The organism is Flavobacterium sp. Flavsp81 (assembly GCF_059491325.1).
In genome coordinates this window covers 3,589,498-3,609,436 of record NZ_CP168505.1, presented here as the reverse complement: position 1 = coordinate 3,609,436, position 19,939 = coordinate 3,589,498, and the positions used below count along the sequence as shown (strand labels likewise).

General features: G+C 33.1%; 25 protein-coding genes. All 25 read left to right on the top strand.

What is annotated here, in order from left to right; all coding sequences use genetic code 11:
• Positions 1-159: 159 nt before the first annotated feature.
• The 25 genes from ACEN92_RS15105 to ACEN92_RS14985 all read left to right on the top strand — a co-directional run bounded on the left by ACEN92_RS15105 (position 160) and on the right by ACEN92_RS14985 (position 19,930).
• Complete coding sequence (locus ACEN92_RS15105; RefSeq protein WP_495639178.1) at positions 160-1,383, top strand: beta-ketoacyl-[acyl-carrier-protein] synthase family protein; 1,224 nt, start codon at positions 160-162, stop codon at positions 1,381-1,383.
• Positions 1,384-1,387: 4 nt separating this feature from the next.
• Complete coding sequence (locus tag ACEN92_RS15100) at positions 1,388-1,642, top strand: acyl carrier protein (protein ID WP_495639177.1); 255 nt, start codon at positions 1,388-1,390, stop codon at positions 1,640-1,642.
• A complete protein-coding gene (locus tag ACEN92_RS15095) occupies positions 1,642-2,523 on the top strand; it encodes a lysophospholipid acyltransferase family protein (protein ID WP_495639176.1) in 882 nt (293 codons plus the stop codon). Before ACEN92_RS15100 ends, ACEN92_RS15095 begins: the two co-directional genes overlap by 1 nt.
• A gap of 59 nt (positions 2,524-2,582) precedes the next feature.
• Entirely contained in the window at positions 2,583-4,223 is a 1,641-nt protein-coding gene (locus ACEN92_RS15090) for a phytoene desaturase family protein (protein WP_495639175.1), read from the top strand.
• Positions 4,224-4,265: 42 nt separating this feature from the next.
• On the top strand, positions 4,266-5,192 hold the full coding sequence (locus ACEN92_RS15085; RefSeq protein ID WP_495639174.1) for an NADPH-dependent FMN reductase family protein: 927 nt from the start codon (positions 4,266-4,268) through the stop codon (positions 5,190-5,192).
• Positions 5,185-6,321: a dialkylresorcinol biosynthesis protein DarB gene (gene darB, locus ACEN92_RS15080; RefSeq protein WP_495639173.1), complete on the top strand. Its 1,137-nt coding sequence runs from the start codon at positions 5,185-5,187 to the stop codon at positions 6,319-6,321. The genes ACEN92_RS15085 and darB overlap by 8 nt, the downstream gene beginning before the upstream one ends.
• A complete protein-coding gene (locus ACEN92_RS15075; RefSeq protein ID WP_495639172.1) occupies positions 6,321-6,752 on the top strand; it encodes a hotdog family protein in 432 nt (143 codons plus the stop codon). The genes darB and ACEN92_RS15075 overlap by 1 nt, the downstream gene beginning before the upstream one ends.
• A 9-nt stretch (positions 6,753-6,761) precedes the next feature.
• Positions 6,762-7,226: a hotdog family protein gene (locus ACEN92_RS15070; RefSeq protein ID WP_495639171.1), complete on the top strand. Its 465-nt coding sequence runs from the start codon at positions 6,762-6,764 to the stop codon at positions 7,224-7,226.
• Positions 7,227-7,250: 24 nt separating this feature from the next.
• A complete protein-coding gene (gene DarG / locus ACEN92_RS15065; protein ID WP_495639170.1) occupies positions 7,251-7,664 on the top strand; it encodes a flexirubin biosynthesis protein DarG in 414 nt (137 codons plus the stop codon).
• Positions 7,654-8,652: a BtrH-related acyltransferase DarH gene (darH, locus tag ACEN92_RS15060; protein ID WP_495639169.1), complete on the top strand. Its 999-nt coding sequence runs from the start codon at positions 7,654-7,656 to the stop codon at positions 8,650-8,652. The genes DarG and darH overlap by 11 nt, the downstream gene beginning before the upstream one ends.
• 59 nt (positions 8,653-8,711) lie before the next feature.
• Positions 8,712-9,410: an ABC transporter ATP-binding protein gene (locus tag ACEN92_RS15055; RefSeq protein WP_495639168.1), complete on the top strand. Its 699-nt coding sequence runs from the start codon at positions 8,712-8,714 to the stop codon at positions 9,408-9,410.
• Complete coding sequence (locus ACEN92_RS15050) at positions 9,400-10,683, top strand: ABC transporter permease (RefSeq protein WP_495639167.1); 1,284 nt, start codon at positions 9,400-9,402, stop codon at positions 10,681-10,683. The genes ACEN92_RS15055 and ACEN92_RS15050 overlap by 11 nt, the downstream gene beginning before the upstream one ends.
• Positions 10,658-11,107: an acyl-CoA thioesterase gene (locus ACEN92_RS15045; RefSeq protein WP_495639166.1), complete on the top strand. Its 450-nt coding sequence runs from the start codon at positions 10,658-10,660 to the stop codon at positions 11,105-11,107. Before ACEN92_RS15050 ends, ACEN92_RS15045 begins: the two co-directional genes overlap by 26 nt.
• 136 nt (positions 11,108-11,243) lie before the next feature.
• Positions 11,244-12,395 carry a beta-ketoacyl synthase N-terminal-like domain-containing protein gene (locus tag ACEN92_RS15040; protein WP_495639165.1) on the top strand — a complete coding sequence of 384 codons (1,152 nt, stop codon included), beginning with the start codon at positions 11,244-11,246 and terminating at the stop codon, positions 12,393-12,395.
• A gap of 84 nt (positions 12,396-12,479) precedes the next feature.
• A complete protein-coding gene (locus ACEN92_RS15035) occupies positions 12,480-13,124 on the top strand; it encodes a 3-oxoacyl-ACP synthase (protein WP_495639164.1) in 645 nt (214 codons plus the stop codon).
• A 2-nt stretch (positions 13,125-13,126) separates the two neighbouring features.
• Positions 13,127-13,384 carry a phosphopantetheine-binding protein gene (locus ACEN92_RS15030; protein WP_495639163.1) on the top strand — a complete coding sequence of 86 codons (258 nt, stop codon included), beginning with the start codon at positions 13,127-13,129 and terminating at the stop codon, positions 13,382-13,384.
• Positions 13,385-13,516: 132 nt separating this feature from the next.
• Complete coding sequence (locus tag ACEN92_RS15025; RefSeq protein WP_495639162.1) at positions 13,517-14,719, top strand: beta-ketoacyl-[acyl-carrier-protein] synthase family protein; 1,203 nt, start codon at positions 13,517-13,519, stop codon at positions 14,717-14,719.
• Complete coding sequence (locus ACEN92_RS15020; protein WP_495639161.1) at positions 14,716-15,777, top strand: beta-ketoacyl synthase N-terminal-like domain-containing protein; 1,062 nt, start codon at positions 14,716-14,718, stop codon at positions 15,775-15,777. Before ACEN92_RS15025 ends, ACEN92_RS15020 begins: the two co-directional genes overlap by 4 nt.
• A complete protein-coding gene (locus ACEN92_RS15015; RefSeq protein WP_495639160.1) occupies positions 15,774-16,550 on the top strand; it encodes a polysaccharide deacetylase family protein in 777 nt (258 codons plus the stop codon). Before ACEN92_RS15020 ends, ACEN92_RS15015 begins: the two co-directional genes overlap by 4 nt.
• Positions 16,540-17,175: a flexirubin biosynthesis/transport protein LolA2 gene (gene lolA2, locus ACEN92_RS15010; protein ID WP_495639159.1), complete on the top strand. Its 636-nt coding sequence runs from the start codon at positions 16,540-16,542 to the stop codon at positions 17,173-17,175. The genes ACEN92_RS15015 and lolA2 overlap by 11 nt, the downstream gene beginning before the upstream one ends.
• Complete coding sequence (lolB2, locus tag ACEN92_RS15005; protein ID WP_495639158.1) at positions 17,141-17,779, top strand: flexirubin biosynthesis protein LolB2; 639 nt, start codon at positions 17,141-17,143, stop codon at positions 17,777-17,779. The genes lolA2 and lolB2 overlap by 35 nt, the downstream gene beginning before the upstream one ends.
• A 31-nt stretch (positions 17,780-17,810) precedes the next feature.
• Positions 17,811-18,416 (top strand): porin family protein, encoded by a 606-nt coding sequence (locus ACEN92_RS15000; protein ID WP_495639157.1) that lies wholly within the window; start codon positions 17,811-17,813, stop codon positions 18,414-18,416.
• A gap of 9 nt (positions 18,417-18,425) precedes the next feature.
• Positions 18,426-19,064: an outer membrane beta-barrel protein gene (locus ACEN92_RS14995; protein WP_495639156.1), complete on the top strand. Its 639-nt coding sequence runs from the start codon at positions 18,426-18,428 to the stop codon at positions 19,062-19,064.
• A gap of 6 nt (positions 19,065-19,070) precedes the next feature.
• Positions 19,071-19,442: an ApeI family dehydratase gene (locus ACEN92_RS14990; RefSeq protein WP_495639155.1), complete on the top strand. Its 372-nt coding sequence runs from the start codon at positions 19,071-19,073 to the stop codon at positions 19,440-19,442.
• A 2-nt stretch (positions 19,443-19,444) separates the two neighbouring features.
• Positions 19,445-19,930: a hypothetical protein gene (locus ACEN92_RS14985; protein ID WP_495639154.1), complete on the top strand. Its 486-nt coding sequence runs from the start codon at positions 19,445-19,447 to the stop codon at positions 19,928-19,930.
• Positions 19,931-19,939: the final 9 nt, after the last annotated feature.

Below are 19,939 nucleotides of genomic sequence, written 5' to 3'. Positions count from 1 at the left end.
TTTTATGTGTAAAAAGAGAACTAAAAGAATATATTTCTTTACATAGTTAGGTATGTTTATTTCAAATAAGTGAAACGCCTTTTTTGAATTTACAAAAACTATATGAATCTATGTATTAAAAAAAATACACTTAACGGATAAAAAATTACTTGAAAGACGATGAATAAGAGAGTTGTAATTACTGGAATGGGAATTTATTCCTGTATCGGAACTTCTTTAGATGAAGTAAAGGAATCTTTATACAACGGAAAATCCGGTATTCAGTTTGATGCTGAACGAAAAGAATTTGGTTTTCAGTCTGCCTTAACAGGAATGGTTCCAAAACCTGATTTAAAGAATTCACTAACCCGCAGACAACGAATGAGTATTGGTGAAGAAACCGAGTATGCGTATATGGCGACTATCGAAGCCCTAAAAAATGCCAATATCGACGATTCTTTTTTTGATACCCGGGAAGTTGGAATCATGTATGGAAATGATAGTGTCTCAAAAGCTATTATTGACGCTACCGATATTGTTCGCGAGAAAAAAGATACTGCTTTAATAGGTTCAGGAGCAATTTTTAAATCGATGAATTCTACGGTAACAATGAATTTATCTACTATATTTAAACTTAGAGGAATCAATCTTACCATAAGTGCTGCTTGTGCAAGCGGCTCACATTCTATTGGATTAGCATATTTTTTAATAAAAAGCGGCTTTCAGGATATTATTATTTGCGGTGGTGCACAGGAAATCAACAAATATGCAATGAGCAGTTTTGATGGTTTAGGCGTTTTCGGATCAAGAGAAAATGAACCCACAAAAGCTTCAAGACCTTTTGATGCTGGCCGCGATGGTTTAATTCCGAGTGGCGGAGGCGCAACCTTAATTTTAGAAAGTTATGACTCTGCTATAGCACGTGGCGCCACTATTATTGCCGAAGTTGCAGGTTATGGATTTTCATCAAACGGAGGTCATATTTCAACTCCTAATGTCGAAGGACCGTCAACTGCGATGCAAAGAGCACTTGATGATGCACAATTGAAAGCAACTGATATTGATTATATAAATGCTCATGCAACTTCAACTCCGGTTGGCGACGAAAATGAAGCCAAAGCGATTTTTGAGGTTTTTGGTGAGAAAAATCCGTATGTAAGTTCTACAAAATCAATGACAGGCCACGAATGTTGGATGGCAGGAGCAAGCGAAGTAATCTATTCTATTATAATGATGCAGCATGATTTTATTGCGCCAAACATCAATTTAGAAAACCCGGATGCCGATTCTGCAAAATTAAATTTAGTTAAAAGTACGTTAAATAAAAAATTTGACATATTTTTGTCCAATTCCTTCGGATTTGGAGGAACCAATTCTGCATTGGTAGTTAAAAAGTTTAAATGAAGTGATGAATAAAGAAGAGATTATAAAAAAAATTAATGGTTTTTTGGTTGATGAATTTGAAGTTGACAATGATGAAATCCAACCGGATGCCAATTTAAAAGATACACTTGGACTTGACAGTTTGGATTATGTAGACTTGGTAGTTTCTATTGAAGCTAATTTTGGTGTAAAACTGGTTGAAGTGGATTTTGTCGGAATTGCTACTTTTGAGAATTTTTATGACCTTATCGAAACTAAACTAAAAGTTAAAGTTGCTTAATGAGTCAATGGGATGGCAAATCGAAAGGAACTGTTTTAGGCTATAGGATATTCGTTTTTTTAATACAAAAAGCAGGTATTAAAGCCGCATATGTATTACTTTATTTTGTTGCATCTTATTATTTTTTATTCCTAAAGAAAAGCAATAAAGCGATTTTTTATTATTTCAATCAAAGATTAGGGTATTCCAATTTCAAATCTAAAAAAATGGTTTTCAAAAGTTATTACACTTTTGGTCAGACCATCATTGATAAAATTTCTATTTCTGCAGGAATGAGAAATAAATTCACCTATGAATTTGACGGAATCGAAATTCTAACAAATCTATTGGCAGAGAAAAAAGGAGGGGTTCTTATTAGTGCTCACGTTGGAAATTTTGAAATTGCCGAACATTTTCTAGGTGACATTGATATTGATTTTCAAATTAATTTAGTTACTACCGATTTAGAGCATTCAGATATTAAAAAATATCTGGAAACAGTCACACAAAAACCAACGGTAAAATTTATTATTATCAAAGACGATTTATCTCATATTTTTGAGATTAATGCTGCTTTAGCAAATAATGAATTAGTTTGTTTTACAGGCGATCGTTATTTTGAAGGCACAAAATCGCTTTCTGAAAAAATTCTGGGACAGGAAGCAAACTTTCCTGCAGGTCCTTTTTTAATTGCCTCACGATTAAAGGTGCCGGTAGTTTTTGTATATGTAATGAAAGAACCCCATTTACATTATCATCTATATGCAAGAGAAGCAGCCGTAAAACATCGTGACGAAAAAGGACTATTAAAAGCTTATATCGAAAGTGTTGAAAATATACTGCAGAAATATCCCCTGCAATGGTTTAATTATTTCGATTTCTGGAATAATAACAAAGAATAAATCCCTAATTAAATTAACAGCTATTGTTTTTTCATACTTTAGTAAACTTAATATAGCGTATGGAAGAATTTGACTCGGTTATCATTGGTTCTGGTGTTGGTGGTTTAGCAACTGCAATTTGTCTGGCAAGGGCAGGACAAAAAGTTTTAGTTCTCGAACAACATTATGTTCCCGGCGGATGGAGTCATAGCTTCACTTTAAACGGTCAGCGTTTTAGTCCTGGCGTTCATTATGTTGGACTTCTGGATGATGGGCAATCAACAGACAAACTTTATCGGGGTCTCGGAATTGCCAATGATATGGTGTTTTTCAGAATGAATAAAAATGCTTTCGAGCATTGTATAATTGGTGATGAAACTTTCGATTTGCCAGCAGGAATCAATAACCTTAAAGAAACACTTTCTGCACATTTTCCGTCTGAAGAAAAAAACATCAACGAATATCTTTCTTTAGTTGAAAGAGTAAGTTATGAGCTTCAGTTAATTCCAAAATTAAAAGGCTGGTGGCAGAAAATAACAGTTCCTTTTCGAACTAAACATTTTGGTAAATTTGCTTTATTCCCATTAAAAAAAGTGATTGGCTGGCACATTAAGGATTCTGTGCTGAAAGCTGTTCTTAACATTCAATGCGGCGATCACGGGCTTTCCCCAAACAGAGCCTGCTTTCCTGTACATTGTTCGGTAATGAGTCATTATTTTGATGGTGGATTTTATCCAATGGGCGGCGGCGGCGGCATCGTAAAAGCCATGACAAACGGAATAAAAAAACATGGGGGCGAAGTGAGAATTAGCCAAAATGTAAAGAAAATAATAATCGAAAATAATAAAGCAATTGGCGTACAATTAGAAAATGGCCACCAGATTTTTGCAAAAAATATTATTTCAAATGCTGATCCGTCGATTACGTATCTAAATTTAATTGGCAAAGAGCATCTGAGCAATTCGCTTCTTAAAAAACTTCAAAAAACAAAATATTCAGTTACGTCCCTAATTTTATTTTTGACATTGGATATAGATGTAACACGCTACGGAATTGATTCCGGAAACATATGGGTGATGAAGGATGAAAATGACGATGCTAATTTTGATGATTTAATGAGTGATACTATTGCAGACGGAAATTCTTTCCCTGCCTTGTTTATGAGCTGTACAACGCTTAAAGATCCGCCAAGTTTTAACGGACGCTATCATAATTTCGAAATTGTAACCTATGTCAATTACGAGCATATCCCAAATTTTTCAGATACTGGAGACTATCACAATGAGGAATATATTGCGTTTAAAGAAAAAGTCATCAAAAAATTAATGAATAATGTGGAGAAAATTATTCCTGATGCCAAAAAACATGTTATTCAGGCTGAATTAGGAACTCCAAAAACAAATGAATTTTATATTAATTCGACTAATGGAAATGTGTACGGCACAGAAAAAACTTTAAATCAGGTTGGTCCATTCTCATTTAAAAACAAATCCGAAATAGAAAACTTACACCTTTGTGGTGCCTGTACATTGTCACACGGCGTTACCGGAGCAACGTATTCCGGAGTTTCGGCAGCAGCCTCTATTTTAAAATGTACTTCAGATGATTTACTGATTGAAGATGCTAATCAAAAAATACGCATTTATGATGCCGAAGACAAATCCACCTGGCCGGATTGGGTTCATACCAAACGAACTGATAAAATACGAAAATTCGTTTAAAAAAAATACTTACTTTTGCCTTCTACCAAAGCAGCCAGCCTAATGAAAAATGTTCTCGTTATTTATTATTCACAGTCCGGACAATTAGAATCTATTGCAAAAAACATTGCAAAACCATTTTTAAATTCCGAAGAAATAAAAGTTGCTTTTCATGAAATACAATTGGAAAAACCATTTCCGTTTCCCTGGGATAAAACTTCTTTTTTTGATGCTTTTCCGGAATCATTTATGCAAATTCCAACAGCACTTAAACCTATTCCTGAAGAAATATTAAATACAAAATTTGATTTGGTTCTTTTGCATTATCAGGTTTGGTATTTATCACCTTCAATCCCAATCAATTCTTTTTTAAAGAGTAATGAAGCCAAAAAAATCTTAAATAACACTCCTGTAATTACTATTAACGGTTCCCGAAATATGTGGATTATGGCTCAGGAAAAAATTAAAGTTTTATTACAGCAGGCAAATGCTCAATTAGTAGGAAATATAGCTTTGGTAGATCGTGTTGGAAATTTAATTAGTGTAATTACTATTGTCGAATGGATGTTTTCCGGTGTAAAGAAAAAATATTTAGGATTCTTTCCGTTACCCGGAGTTTCTGAAAAAGATATTCAGGAGTCAACAAAATTTGGAGAAGCGATACTTTCAGAATTTAATCAAAATAATTTAACCAACTTACAGCCAAAATTGGTAGCTCTTGATGGTGTCAGAATTAGTCCTTATTTAATTACGGTTGATAAAACTGCAAATAAAATTTTTAATAAATGGTCCAAATTCATTTATAAAAATCAAAAAAACAGAAAACAACTTCTCAAAATATTTTATATTTATTTATTCTTAGCTATATGGTTAATCTCACCAATAGTATATATATTGCACATTATTACTTATCCGTTTAAACTAAAAACTATAAAAAGAGAAACTCAATATTATCAAGGAGTTCAGAATACTAATTTAAATTATGTCTGAAGTATATATTACCAAAGCTGCAAAATATTTGCCAAATGAAGCCGTTTCGAATGATGAAATGGAAAATTATTTAGGACTTATAAATGATACTGCCTCAAAAGCAAGACGTATTATTTTACGCAATAATAAAATCTCGAGTCGCTATTATGCCATTGATAAAAATGGAAAGAGCACACATAATAATACAGAGTTAACCCGAAATGCTGTTGTACAATTGTTTGATGAAAATTTTACACCTCAGGATTTGGAAGTACTTTCTTGTGGCACTTCATCACCTGATGTTCTTGCACCTTCCCATGCAGCTATGGTTCATGGCCTGCTCAAAAACAAATCAGTTGAGTTAAATTCTTCTACCGGTATCTGCTGCTCCGGAATGAATGCATTAAAATACGGTTTTCTTTCAATAAAATCTGGGAATTCTAAAAATGCAATCTGTACAGGGTCTGAAAAAGTTTCGACATGGCTTGCTGCCCAAAAATACAATCACGAAATTATCAATTTAAAAAATCTTGAAGAACAGCCAATTATTGCTTTCAAAAAAGATTTTTTACGCTGGATGCTGTCTGATGGAGCCGGTGCTTTTTTATTAGAAAACAAACCCAGAGAAGGCTCTGTTTCATTGAAAATTGAATGGATGGAATCCTATTCATATGCATTCGAACTGGAAACGTGTATGTATGCCGGTGGTGATAAATTAGAAAATGGGGAAATAAAACCCTGGAGCGACTTTACCCCTGAACAATGGTTAAACGAATCTGTATTTGCTGTTAAACAGGATGTAAAATTACTAGATGAATTTATTTTACCAAAAGGTGTAGAAAGTATGAGCGATGCGATGGCAAAAAATAATGTTACAGCAGAACAAGTTGATTATTTTTTACCGCATGTTTCTTCCAATTTCTTTGTAGAAGGACTTAAAAAAGGCTTGGACGAAAAAGGAATTGTAATTACGGAGGAAAAATGGTTTATGAATCTTCTGAGAGTTGGTAACGTTGGTTCTGCCTCCATTTACATCGCTCTTGAAGAATTGATGAATTCAGGAAAATTAAAAAAAGGAGACCATATTTTATTATCGGTTCCGGAAAGTGGAAGATTTTCGTTTGCCTATGCGTATTTAACAGTTTGCTAATGAAAACAACTTTACTTTTAGAAAAAAATGCTGTAGAGAATTTATTACCACAAAAATTTCCTTTTGTAATGGTAGACAAAATGTATTCGTTTACTGAAACTTCATTAATCTCAGGTTTAGATATTCAAAAAGATAATATTTTTATTGATGATAATACTTTTTTGGAAGCAGGTTTAATTGAACATATGGCGCAGTCTGTAGCTCTGCATACAGGATATCAGTTTTTTTTAAAAAATGAAAATGCACCAACAGGTTATATTGGATCTATCAAAGAAATTGAAATTAAGAAATTACCTCAGGTAAACAATAATATTCAATCAACAGTAACAATTTTACAGGAATTTGCAGGAATCACTTTAGTGAATATTGTAACTACCCTGAATGGAGAAGAAATTGCAAAAGGGCAAATGAAAACCGTTTTGGCTAAATAATACAACGGAATGGAAACTGTAATAGACATCCAAAATTACTTACCGCACCGGGCGCCAATGCTAATGGTTGACTTAATTTTGAATTTGGATGCCAACTTTGTAGAAACAATATTTTTGATAAAAGAAGACAATATTTTTATTAATAACGGCATTTTTATTGAAGCGGGGTTAATCGAAAATACAGCGCAAACCTGTTCTTCAATTGTTGGCAAAAAATATTTTTTTGACAAGGATGGAACAGAAAATGAAAACATAAATGTCATTGGTTTTATCAGCGCTTTAAAAAACCTGAAAATACATTCGTTGCCAAAAGTTAATGACACCATTAGAACCAAGGCAAATTTGGTTTCAAAATTTGTTGGCGATGATTATACTTTATGTACGATGAGCTGCGAAAGCTTACTCGACGACAAAATACTTTTAGAATGTGAAATTAACTTGTTCATACAAAAAACAATTTCGACGATAACATAATTCTAATTGAAAAGAAAAACTGTCATGGAAAAAGAAAATGTACCTCAGCACGATAGTAATTTAAGCAAGAAAAACTTAAAAGAACTGGTATACGCCATCGACGAAAATGGCAACTATACGACTGCACTGAGCACAGGCTGGGAGCCTAAAGCAATTGCACTTTCTAATGCTATTGACGACATAAAGGAAAGAGCAGAAGAAGCAAGATTAAAAGTTCAAATGGGAGAAATAAGTCCAATTTGTTATTATATGGAACTTAACAAAATGGATCTTACGATACTTGCAGGCTATGTTGGCATGTGGAAATGGCGTGTAAAAAGGCATTTTAAGCCTGCAATTTTTGCCAAATTAAACGATAAAATTTTACAGAAATATGCAGACGCTTTTGAAATTTCAATAGCCGAATTAAAAAATATCAAACAGACTAATGCAAACTAATTTTACACATCATCAATCTGCTCATTGTGAGAATGGAGTGGCTTCGAATTTGTTAAAAAACAACGGACTGAACATCAGCGAACCGATGGTTTTTGGTATTGGGTCTGGCCTTTTTTTCGTGTATCTGCCTTTTATAAAAGTAAATCATGCACCTGCAATAAGTTACAGAACTTTACCGGGACAGATTTTTAATAAAGTTGCAAACCGTTTAAATCTTAAAATAAAAAGGCAAAAATTCTCATCCGTTGCTAATGCAAATGCTGCATTGGATGCGAATTTAAAAAATAATATTCCAACCGGATTACAAGTCGGTGTTTATCATTTAAGTTATTTTCCTGATGAATACCGCTTTCATTTCAACGCTCACAATTTAGTCGTTTACGGCAAAACCAAAACCGATTATTTAATCAGTGATCCCGTGATGGAAACCGTTACCACATTAACACATGACGAATTGGATAAAGTGCGTTTTGCAAAAGGTGCATTTGCTCCCAGAGGACAAATGTATTATCCAATTAATATCCCTGCGTCTGTTGATTTGAAAAGTGCCATCATTAAAGGAATCAAAAATACTTGTCGTGATATGCTGGCACCAATGCCAATTGTTGGCGTACGCGGAATTAAATTTGTATCAGGACGAATCAGAAAATGGCCTGCAAAACATGGTATCAGAAAAGCCAATCATTATCTGGCACAAATGGTTCGGATGCAGGAAGAAATTGGAACCGGAGGTGGAGGTTTTCGTTTTATTTATGCTGCTTTTTTACAGGAGGCTTCCGTTATTTTAAATAATGAGGAATTAAAGGTGCTTTCTAAAGAAATGACCCAAATTGGAGATTCCTGGCGTGATTTTGCAGTAGAAGCTTCCCGAATTTACAAAAACAGAAGTGCCAAAGAAGATGTCTACAACACTATTGCTGACGACCTTTTTGATATTGCCAACAGAGAAGAAATATTTTTCAAAAAACTAAAAAAAGCAATCAGCTAAATATTTTGCAACCCATTATAAAAATAGAATCCCTTTCGAAAAAGTACAAAAATGCAGAAATGTATTCTTTGAACGACTTTTCGCTGAATATATACGACGGCCAGATTTTTGGATTATTAGGTCCGAACGGAGCAGGAAAAACAACTTTAATTTCTATGCTTTGCGGATTGGTAAAACCAACTTCAGGCCACTTCACCATTAATGATCTGAACTACACGAATCATTCCTTAAAAATTAAAAAAATTATTGGCGTTGTTCCTCAGGAATATGCTTTATATCCAACATTAACCGCCAGAGAAAATCTGCATTATTTTGGAAGTATGTATGGTTTAAAAGGTTCCGTTTTAAAAGATAAGGTTATTGAAACTTTGGATCTTTTAGGTCTTTTAAAATTCGCAGACAAACGTATAGAAACGTTTTCGGGAGGAATGAAGCGCAGAGTCAATCTGATTGCGGGAATCCTCCACAATCCGAAAGTTTTGTTTTTGGATGAACCAACTGTTGGAGTTGACGTTCAATCGAAAAATGCCATTATAGATTATTTAAAATTCCTGAATCAAAACGGAACTACCATTATTTATACTTCACATCATTTAGCCGAAGCTGAAGATTTTTGCACTAACATCGCTATTTTAGACCGGGGCAGAATTTATGCGCAAGGCTCTCCGTCAGGATTGATTCATTCAACCCCTGAAGCAAGAAATCTTGAAGACGTTTTTATTTCATTAACCGGTAAAGACTTTAGAGATGATGCATAAAATTTGGATGTCAGTCGTAAAAGAATTTTTACTCCTTAAACGAGATTTAGGCGGTTTGATTATTTTATTTATTATGCCATTGGTGCTCGTAATCACGGTAACTTTAATACAAGACAGTACTTTTAAAACTGTAAGTAATACTAAAATTCAGATTTTATTGGTCGATAATGATAAGGGTTCAGTCTCTAAAACCGTTTTTGATAATTTAGAAAAAAGCAATTTGTTTAGCGTTGTTACTCAAATTGACAATAAACCTATTACTGAAGAGGTTGCAAGGGAAGCTGTTTACAAAGGAAAGTTTCAATTGGCAATTATAATCCCGGAAGATTTAAGTATCGATTTACAAACCAAAATTGATCAGAATGTAGACAACATTGTGAGTAAAATAGGTTTATCCGACAGCTCGGCAACAACGAAGCCTTCAAAAATAATTAAAGAAAAAGAAGTTAAATTGTATTTTGATCCTGCCGTTCAGATGAGTTTCAAAAATGCGGTGATGAGCTCGATTGATAAAATGATTTCGCAGATCGAAACCAAATCAATTTACACTACTTTTCAGAATCAGTTAGGTGAAGAAAATACAAAATTCGAACAAAAGAGTTTTATTACTTTCAAAGAAATAATTCCGAAAATCAACAACAAAGAAATTCTTCCAAATTCAGTACAGCACAATGTTCCAGCCTGGACCCTCTTTGCCATATTTTTTATCGTAATTCCATTGTCAATCAATATCGTAAAAGAAAAATCACAAGGAACATTTGTCCGATTATTAACCAATCCGGTTTCGAATTTAATTGTCATCATCGGAAAAACCATCACCTACTCTGTCATTTGCATGATTCAGTTTTATATGATGGTTGCTGTAGCCATTTTTCTGTTTCCGCATATTGGTCTGCCTTCATTAAATATCGAAGGGCATTTATTTTTAATGAGTATTGTCGCTTTATTTTCAGGTTTTGCCGCCATCGGATTCGGAATTTTATTAGGAACCGTTGCAAGTACACAAGAACAATCAGCCCCTTTTGGCGCAACGAGTGTTATTATTTTAGCTGCAATCGGTGGTGTTTGGGTACCTGTTTTTGTAATGCCAAAAATCATGCAGATCATCGCTAAATCATCTCCTATGAATTGGGGATTAGAAGCCTTTTACGATGTTTTATTGCGCAACGTAACATTATTAGAAATCATTCCAAAAATAAGTTTGTTGTTTTTGTTTTTTATAATCACAACTTCAATCGCACTATTTTATGACAAAAAGAAAAGAACAGTTTAACGAAGCAACTAACCTGATTGTGACTCATGAAATCAGAATTCGTTTTAACGAAACTGATCCGCTTGGGATTGTCTGGCATGGCAATTATATTACTTATTTTGAGGATGGAAGAGAAGCCTTTGGGCGCCAGCATGGACTTACTTATTTAGATATTGCTGCAACTGGCTACACAACACCAATTGTAAAATCAAAATGCGAACATAAATTATCACTTCGCTATGGTGATGTTGTAACAATAGAAACAACTGTAGTAGATACGCCTGCTGCCAAAATAATTTATCGTTTTAAAATAATTGATGCCAAAGGCGAAGTAGCCTGCACAGGCGAAACGGTTCAGGTATTTTTAGATAGCGACGGAAATTTAATGCTGACAAATCCTCCTTTTTATGAGGAGTGGAAACGAAAAGTGGGGTTAATGAAGTAAAACACGAATTTGCTTCGCCAGTTCGCTATTGCTCGAGTCACCAATTTTCACAAATTTTAAATAAAAAACCCATTTAATCAGCTTAATCTGCCAAATCTGCGTGCCATTAATTAGATAATAAAAATTGAAATCATAAATGTCAAAAGAAGTATATATCACGAAAACCAATTGTATCACGCCTTTAGGATTTGATGTTCAATCGAATATCGAAGCGATTGTTCGTGGTAATTCCGGTATTCAATTGCATGAAGACATTTCTTTGATGCCGAATGCATTTTATGCTTCGATTATTAATGATGAAAAAATAAACAGTGCTTTTACAAAAATCAGCACTGATACAAAATATACACGTTTAGAAAAAATGATGATTTTGGCTTTAGAGCCGATTATCAAAAATTCAGGAATTGAATTAAACTCAAAAACAGCATTTATACTTTCTACAACAAAAGGAAATGTTACAGCTTTGAAAAATGATTCTGCAGCAAGTTTTCAGAATGCACATTTAGATGTTTTGGCAAAAAACGTTGCCAATTTTTTCGGATTTAAAACACAGCCAATTGTAATTTCTAATGCCTGCGTTTCGGGAATTTTAGCAGTTTCCGTTGCCAAAAGAATGATTCAGTCTGAATTGTACGATAATGTATTTGTGGTTGCCGGCGATGAAGTTTCAGAATTTGTTTTGTCTGGTTTTAATGCTTTTCAGGCGATGAGCGATTTGCCTTGTAAACCGTATTCTAAAAACAGAACCGGTGTAAGTTTAGGCGAAGCAGCAGCAGCTGTTTTAGTTTCGGCGGAAGTCAGGAATGCCAAAATAAAAATAATTGGCGACAGTTCGATCAACGATGCCAATCATATTTCAGGACCATCAAGAACAGGCGAAGGTTTGTTTAGAAGTATTCAGAATGCGATGAAAGAAGCGAAAATCAATTCAGATCAAATCGATTATATTTCAGCTCACGGAACCGCAACTCCGTTTAACGACGAAATGGAAGCAATTGCATTAAACCGTTTAGGTTTACAAAATGCTCCAATTAATAGTTTAAAAGGTTTTTATGGACATACATTAGGTGCTTCGGGATTATTGGAAACCGTAATTGCAATTGAATCGGCGAATCAAAATATACTTTTTGAATCGAAAGGTTTTGACGAAATCGGCGTAAGCGAATCGATTAATGTTATTCAGAAAAATGAAGAGGGAAGTGTTGAAATATTTTTGAAAACGGCTTCCGGATTTGGAGGTTGTAATACGGCTGTGATTTTTGAAAAAATGAAACACGAATTGCACTAATTCTCACGGAGGATATTATTTGTGTAATTTAAACCCAAAAATTAAATCTGTGCTAATTTGTGGAATTAGTGTTAAATTAAAAAAATGGCTCAAAATAAAACCTACATACAATCCTATTGTACAATCGAAAACAACGAAATTGTTTTGAACGGAGCTTCTGTATTCAAAATTGAACCAACCAGTTTTGGGGATTTCTCAAAACAGGCCTATCGTAATTTTGAGATACAATATCCGAAGTTTTTCAAAATGGATGCTTTGAGCAAATTGGCTTTTTTAGGTGCTGAATTGCTTTTAAGTCCGATAACTTCATCTGACCCGAGCGATAGCGAACTGGCGAAGCAAACAGAAAATAATATCGCCTTGGTTTTAGCCAATAAATCCTCGAGTTTAGACACCGATGTAAAATATCAGGAATCTATTTCAGACAAAGAAAACTACTATCCGAGTCCGGCAGTTTTCGTTTATACGCTTCCAAATATATGTTTAGGCGAAATAAGTATCCGTCATCAGCTGAAAAGTGAAAATTCTTTCTTTATATTTGATGCCTTCAATCCTGAATTTATGTCGAATTATTCGAACATTCTTCTTAATTCAAACAAAGCAGATTTGGTTCTTTGTGGCTGGGTTGAATTTTTTAATGACAATTACAAAGCTTTTCTTTGTACAATAAGTACAGAAGAAAATACAAAATACACAAACGAAACAATCAATACTTTATACAACAAATAATCATGGAAGCATTAAAAGCAGAATTAAAAAATAAAATCATTACAACTCTAAACCTTGAAGATATCGCAGTTGAAGATATTGCTGATAACGATGCTTTGTTTGGAGACGGATTAGGTTTAGATTCAATTGACGCTCTTGAATTAATCGTAATTTTAGATAAAGATTACGGAATTAAATTGGTTGACCCGAAAGAAGGAAAAACTATTTTTCAATCGATCGAAAGTATGGCAGCTTATATTGAAGCTAACAGAACTAAATAGATTGTAGATTTAGGCTTCAGATTTTAGATTTCTTAGATAGAAATATTTAAATCTAATTCAAAATGGTTTTCAAAATTTTGTGAACCTAAAGAATCGTCCAAAAATCTAAAATCTAAAAATCTAAAATCTAAAATGACAAAAGGTGTTGCAATAACGGGAATGGGAATTATTTCTTCGATTGGAAATTCAGTCGAGGAAAATTTTAATTCATTACTAAATGAAAAACGTGCCATTACTCGGGTCGAGAATATTACCACGATTCATGCCGACATTAATAAGGTAGGCGAAATCAAGAAAACCAATCAGGAATTGATTGAAGAATTAAATCTCACACCTGATAATAACTTTTCGCGAACAGCAATGATTGGCACTTTTGCAGCAAAACAAGCTGTTGAAAATGCCGGAATCACATCGATAAACGAATTCAGAACAGGGCTTATTTCTGCTACAAGTGTAGGCGGAATGGATATGACTGAAAAATATTATTACAAATATTTCGAAAATCCTGAACTTGTAAAATACATCAGTTGTCATGATGGTGGTGACGTGGCAGATAAAATTGCAGAAGAATTAGGTTTAAAAGGAATGGTTACCACAATCAGCACCGCATGTTCATCGGCTGCCAACTCAATTATGCTGGGCGCCCGATTAATTAAAAGCGGAAAACTTGATCGTGTTATTGTTGGCGGAGCTGATGCTTTGGCAAAATTCACCATCAACGGATTCAAAACACTGATGATTTTATCAGACGATTATAACAAACCTTTTGACAACAATCGTAAAGGATTAAATTTAGGAGAAGCGGCAGCTTATCTTGTTTTAGAATCGGATGAAATTGTAAAAAAACAAAATAAAAAAGTCCTGGCCAGAGTTTCCGGTTACGGAAATGCAAATGATGCTTTTCATCAGACTGCTTCTTCAGAAAATGGAGACGGCGCCTATTTGGCAATGAATAAAGCTTTTGAAGTTTCGGGCTTAAAACCTTCTGAAATAGATTATATCAACGTACACGGAACTGCAACTCCAAACAATGATTTATCCGAAGGAAGAGCTATACTTCGGATTTACGAAGATAAAAAAGTTCCGGATTTTAGTTCAACGAAACCTTTTACAGGACACACATTAGCAGCGGCGGCAGCGATTGAAGCCGTTTACAGCGTTTTGGCAATTCAGAATAATGTCGTTTATCCAAACATGAATTTTGAAACTCCAATGGAAGAGTTTGATTTGAAACCACAAACTTCTTTAAAAAATAAAAATATCGAACACGTTTTGTCTAATTCTTTTGGCTTTGGAGGAAATTGTTCAACCTTAATATTTTCAAAAAGCGAATGAAAAAAACATATATAAATGGAGTAAGTTGTATTTCGACTCAAAAAACATTTGATACTGTTTTTTTAGAAGACGCTGTATACAATCAAAATGACAACATTCTTAGTGTTGTTCCTCCTGTTTACAAGGATTTTATTTCTCCGGCTGCTGCCAGAAGAATGGCGAAAGGAGTAAAAAACGGAATAGTAGCTTCGGTTCTCGCGATGAAAGATGCGCACACAGAAAATGTTGACGCCATTATTACCGGAACAGGTTTGGGATGCATCGAAGATTCTGAAAAATTCCTGAAAAATATCCTTGATAATAACGAAGAATTTTTAACACCAACCGCATTTATTCAATCAACTCATAATACCGTTGGAGCACAAATAGCTTTGACAATGCAATGCAAAGGTTATAATTTTACATATGTAAATGGCGCAGTTTCTTTTGAGTCTGCACTTTTGGATGCTAAAATGCAACTGGAAGAAAATGAAGCAAATTCGATTTTAGTTGGCGGAGTAGATGAAAATGGTGATTATACTATGTCACTTTTTAAATTAGCCGGGCGCGTTAAACAAGAAAGTGAACAGCCTTTTAATCTTTTAACTCCAACAACAACAGGTGCAGTTCATGGTGAAGGTGCCAGTTTTTTTGTTTTAGAAAATGAAAAAAAAGACACCACTTATGCTGAAATTCTGGATGTTGAAATTAAAAACACGTTAGAAGAAAATGAAATTGAAACTGAAATCAACACTTTTCTTAAATCAAATAATCTGCAAGTTTCAGATATTGATGCTGTCATTTTAGGTTTTAATGGTGATCTGAAATTCGATTCTTACTATAAAAAACTGACTGAAAATGCTTTTGTAAATACACCTCAATTGTATTACAAACATTTGTGTGGCGAATACGATACTGCTTCAGCTTTTGGATTATGGGTAGCATCAAAAGTTATAAAAACACAAGAAGTTCCGGAAATTATAAAAGTAAATTATGTTGAAAAACCTGCTTATAATACCATTTTATTGTACAATCAACTGAGTGGAAAAAATCATAGTTTTACGTTACTGTCAAAATGATAACGCATAAAAACATCTCGTTATTTTTTATTTTTTTATTGCTTTTACTGCTTCTTTTGAATCTCTATAATGCAATTAATTTTTGGTGGTTTATTGGGATTGTTTTGATTTGGTTAGGAATAAATATAGTAGGCTCAGCCCGAATTTCTTCAAATTATCATGTAAAGGCTTTTTGTAATAATGCATCAGAAACCGAAAAAAAAATTGCAATTACTTTTGATGATGGTCCAAGTGATTATACTTTAGAAGTTTTGAGTCTTTTAAAAAAATACAATGCAACCGCCACTTTTTTCTGTATTGGAAAAAATATCAAAGCACATCCTGAAATTGTAAAACAAATTATCGCTGAAGGTCATCTGGTTGGAAATCATTCGTACAGTCACTCTCCTTTTTTTGATTTTTATAATGCAAAAAAAATAACGGAAGAAATTCAGCAAACAGACATACTGTTAAAAAAATATACTTCAAAAAAAATAAATTTTTTCAGGCCTCCCTATGGTGTGACTACTCCATCTATTCGAAGAGCATTAAAAACAACCGGTCACAAGGTTATTGGCTGGAATATCAGGTCGCTTGATGGGGGTATTAAAAATCGAAATTTAATTTTCAATCGGATTATTAAACGTATTTCTCCCGGCGGAATTGTACTTTTGCACGACACGGCATCACACTCTGTTTTGGTATTGGAACAGTTTTTGCAATTTCTGCAAAAGCAAAACTATCAGGTTGTTTCGGTAGAAGAACTTTTGAATCTTAAAGCATATGAAGACTAAACTATTTTTACTTACCCTATTTTTCAGCATTTGTCAAACAGCTTTAATAGCTCAGGAACAAAAAATGACGGCTGCAGAAATCGCTGCATTCAAACAGGATGTAAATGTTGTATCAAAGAAAATAAAAACCTTAAGTACCGATTTTGTTCAGTACAAGCATTTGGATTTTTTATCAAAAGACATTGAAACATCAGGAAAAATGATTTTTAAAGAACCTAATTTACTGCAATGGCAATATAAAAAGCCATATAATTACAGTATTGTTTTTAAAAACGGCAAAATCCTGATCAATGATGAAGGTAAGAAAAGTGCCGTTGATATTGGCAACAGCAAAATTTTTGGACGTATCAACAAATTAATCATTGGAAGCGTAAGTGGTAATATGTTTGATGATAAAGAATTTACGATTTCGTACTTCAAATCGAAAGGACAGAATGTGGCTAAATTTATTCCAAAAGATGCAACGCTAAAAAAATATATCAAACAAATTGAACTGACTTTTGATAAAGAAGAAGCTACAGTTGTACAAGTAAAGCTTTTGGAATCATCAGATGATTATACCCGAATTGTACTTAAAAATAAAGTGATCAATGCAAAAATCGACGATTCAGTATTTATTAATTAATTGCCTTTTGGCGATTGTTTTATTTTCTTGTGGCTCAGTCACAAAAAATTATACTTCTAAAAAGTTAGACAAAACAGCTGTAGAGGTTCCTTATTTTTCAGATTCAAAAACAGATTACGTTTACAAAACCAATATCACAGTTTATGGAAATGAATTGTCCGGAATTTTCATCGCAAAAAAAATAAATGAAACTACACATCGGATAGTCTTTACAACAGAATTTGGTAACAAGTTATTTGATTTTGAAATTTCCGAAACGGCTTTCAAAGTCAATTCGATTGTATCAGAATTAGACAAAAAGATTCTAATAAACACTTTAAAAGAAGATTTTCGTCTGCTTCTGAAAAAGAATTATTCAATTCAGGAACAATTTGAAAATGAATCTTTTGACATTTACAAATCTGCAGATGGAAAACGTGATAATTACCTGTTTCTGACCAAAAAAGATCAAAAGTTAGAAAAAGTCGTTCACACATCCCAAACAAAAGAAAAATTTACAGTCTTTTTTAATTCAGAAAACAATATTTTTGCTGAAAAGATTCAGATTATTCATCAGAATATTAAATTAAAAATAGAGCTAAATTATTTTAAATCAGAAAATTAAAAACTAATAATAAACTTTAAATCAATTAAAAATGAGAAAATCGATCATAACTGCATTTGTTTTATTTATCGGCATCGCAACAACACAAGCACAAGTAAGTGTTAGCCCAGGACTTAAAGGAGGTTTAAACCTTTCAAGACTAACCAATATTGATGATAATGGTTTAAAATCGGATTTTTATGTGGGTGGATTTGTTGCTATAAAATTCAATAAATTTTTTACACTTCAGCCTGAATTAACGTATTCAAGACAAGGTTCAGATGGTCGTTATTATGATTTTAATGATAATTATTACAATGCAAAATATGAATTAAATTATCTTTCGCTTGATGCAGTGGCTAAATTTCATTTTAATGGAAGTGGTTTTCATATCCTCGCCGGACCTTCTGCAGATTTTAAAACAAGTGATAATTTTGATCAATATGGTTTTGACCCAATTGATTTCGACCTTTCATTAGTTGGCGGAGTTGGGTATACTTTACCTAACGGATTAACATTTGAAGCGAGAATTAAACAAGGATTAATTGATATTTACGGTTACGACGGTATTTATGATGATAATGAAAATGGAAATTATGATGAAGTTATTTTAAATCAGGTTTTCCAGATTGGCATCAGTTATACTTTTAAAATGTAATAAAAACAGATGAATAAAAATTTAATAATTGTAATAGTTTTTTTAACATTAACAAAAATACAAGCACAAGTAACATTTAGACCTGGTATTCATGCAGGAATAAACATTTCGAAATTTACAAATTCAGATCTCGGAAATAAAACTGATTTTTACATTGGTGCATTTGGCGCTTTAAAGCTTTCAAAAGTTTACACATTACAGCCTGAATTAACATATTCGAGACAAGGTGCTAAGGGAGATATTCCGATGGGAACTACTGACTATTATGACCAAATATCGAATAGTTATATAACTGTTAATAATCACGGGAATGTAGATATCTCTTTACAATATATTTCAGGAGTTACAATTAATAAATTCAATTTTGCTGAGAATTTTTACTTTTTAGCAGGCCCTTTTTGTGATATACTTATTTCAAACGATATTAAGGTTGATCCAAAAGAGAAAGAATATAATTTTAACAAAGGAGAAGATGTTGATTTAGGAATTATCGGTGGGTTTGGATACAGCTTAAAAAATGGAATTTCATTTGAAGCAAGAGTTAAAAAGGGTCTGACAGATTCATTTACTAATTATTATGCTGATGGCGTTAACACAAACAATTTGGTATTTCAATTTGGTGCAACGTATACTTTTGGGAAAAAATAATAAATTATGGTTTTAAAAGATTTTTACAAAATACTTTCAGAAGAAAAAACAAGTGATTCAAAATACATTGTTACTATTTTAGTGAACGAAAAGCATAAGGTTTTTAAAGGTCATTTTCCTGGAAACCCAATTATGCCCGGAGTCTGCATGATTCAGATTATTAAAGAACTTACAGAAGCTATTACAAAAAGTACTTTAATGATTCAAACGCTTGCAAATGTAAAATTCATGGCGCTTATTAATCCTGAAGTTACTCCGGAATTGCGTTTAGAACTTGATATTGTAACTACCGAAGATGATTTTGTAAAAGTAAAAAATACAACCTATTTTAACGACACCGTTGCTTTGAAACTAAGTAATGTGTATAAAAAAATATAATTATGAAACTGCTTTTTTCATTGTTTTTATGGCTTGCATTTATTGCAAATCCTGATTTGGCTGCTATTCGAAAAATGTATCCAACGGTTACAAAATCTGAAATTAATGCCAAAGAATTTACGGCTAAACTGGCCAATATTTCTGATGATGATGATAAAATTTTAGTAGCTTATAAAGCCGCTTCTGTTTTGTTGGATTCAAAATATGAAAAAAAATTAGGCGCAAAAATGGAACGTTTTAAAGAAGGTGCCAAACTACTTGAATCGACTATAAAAAGCGAGCCCAATAATATAGAAATCAGAATGATCCGATTGAGTATCCAGGAAAATGTACCGGGTATTACGGGTTATAAAAAAAATATTAAAGAAGACAAAAAGTTTATTACTGAACATTATAATGAGCAAAATGGCTCTTTAAAAGAATATCTTAAAAGCTTTATATTACAATCTAAAAGTTTCTCTGAAAAGGAGAAGCAATTTGTGAAGTAGGTAAAGAAA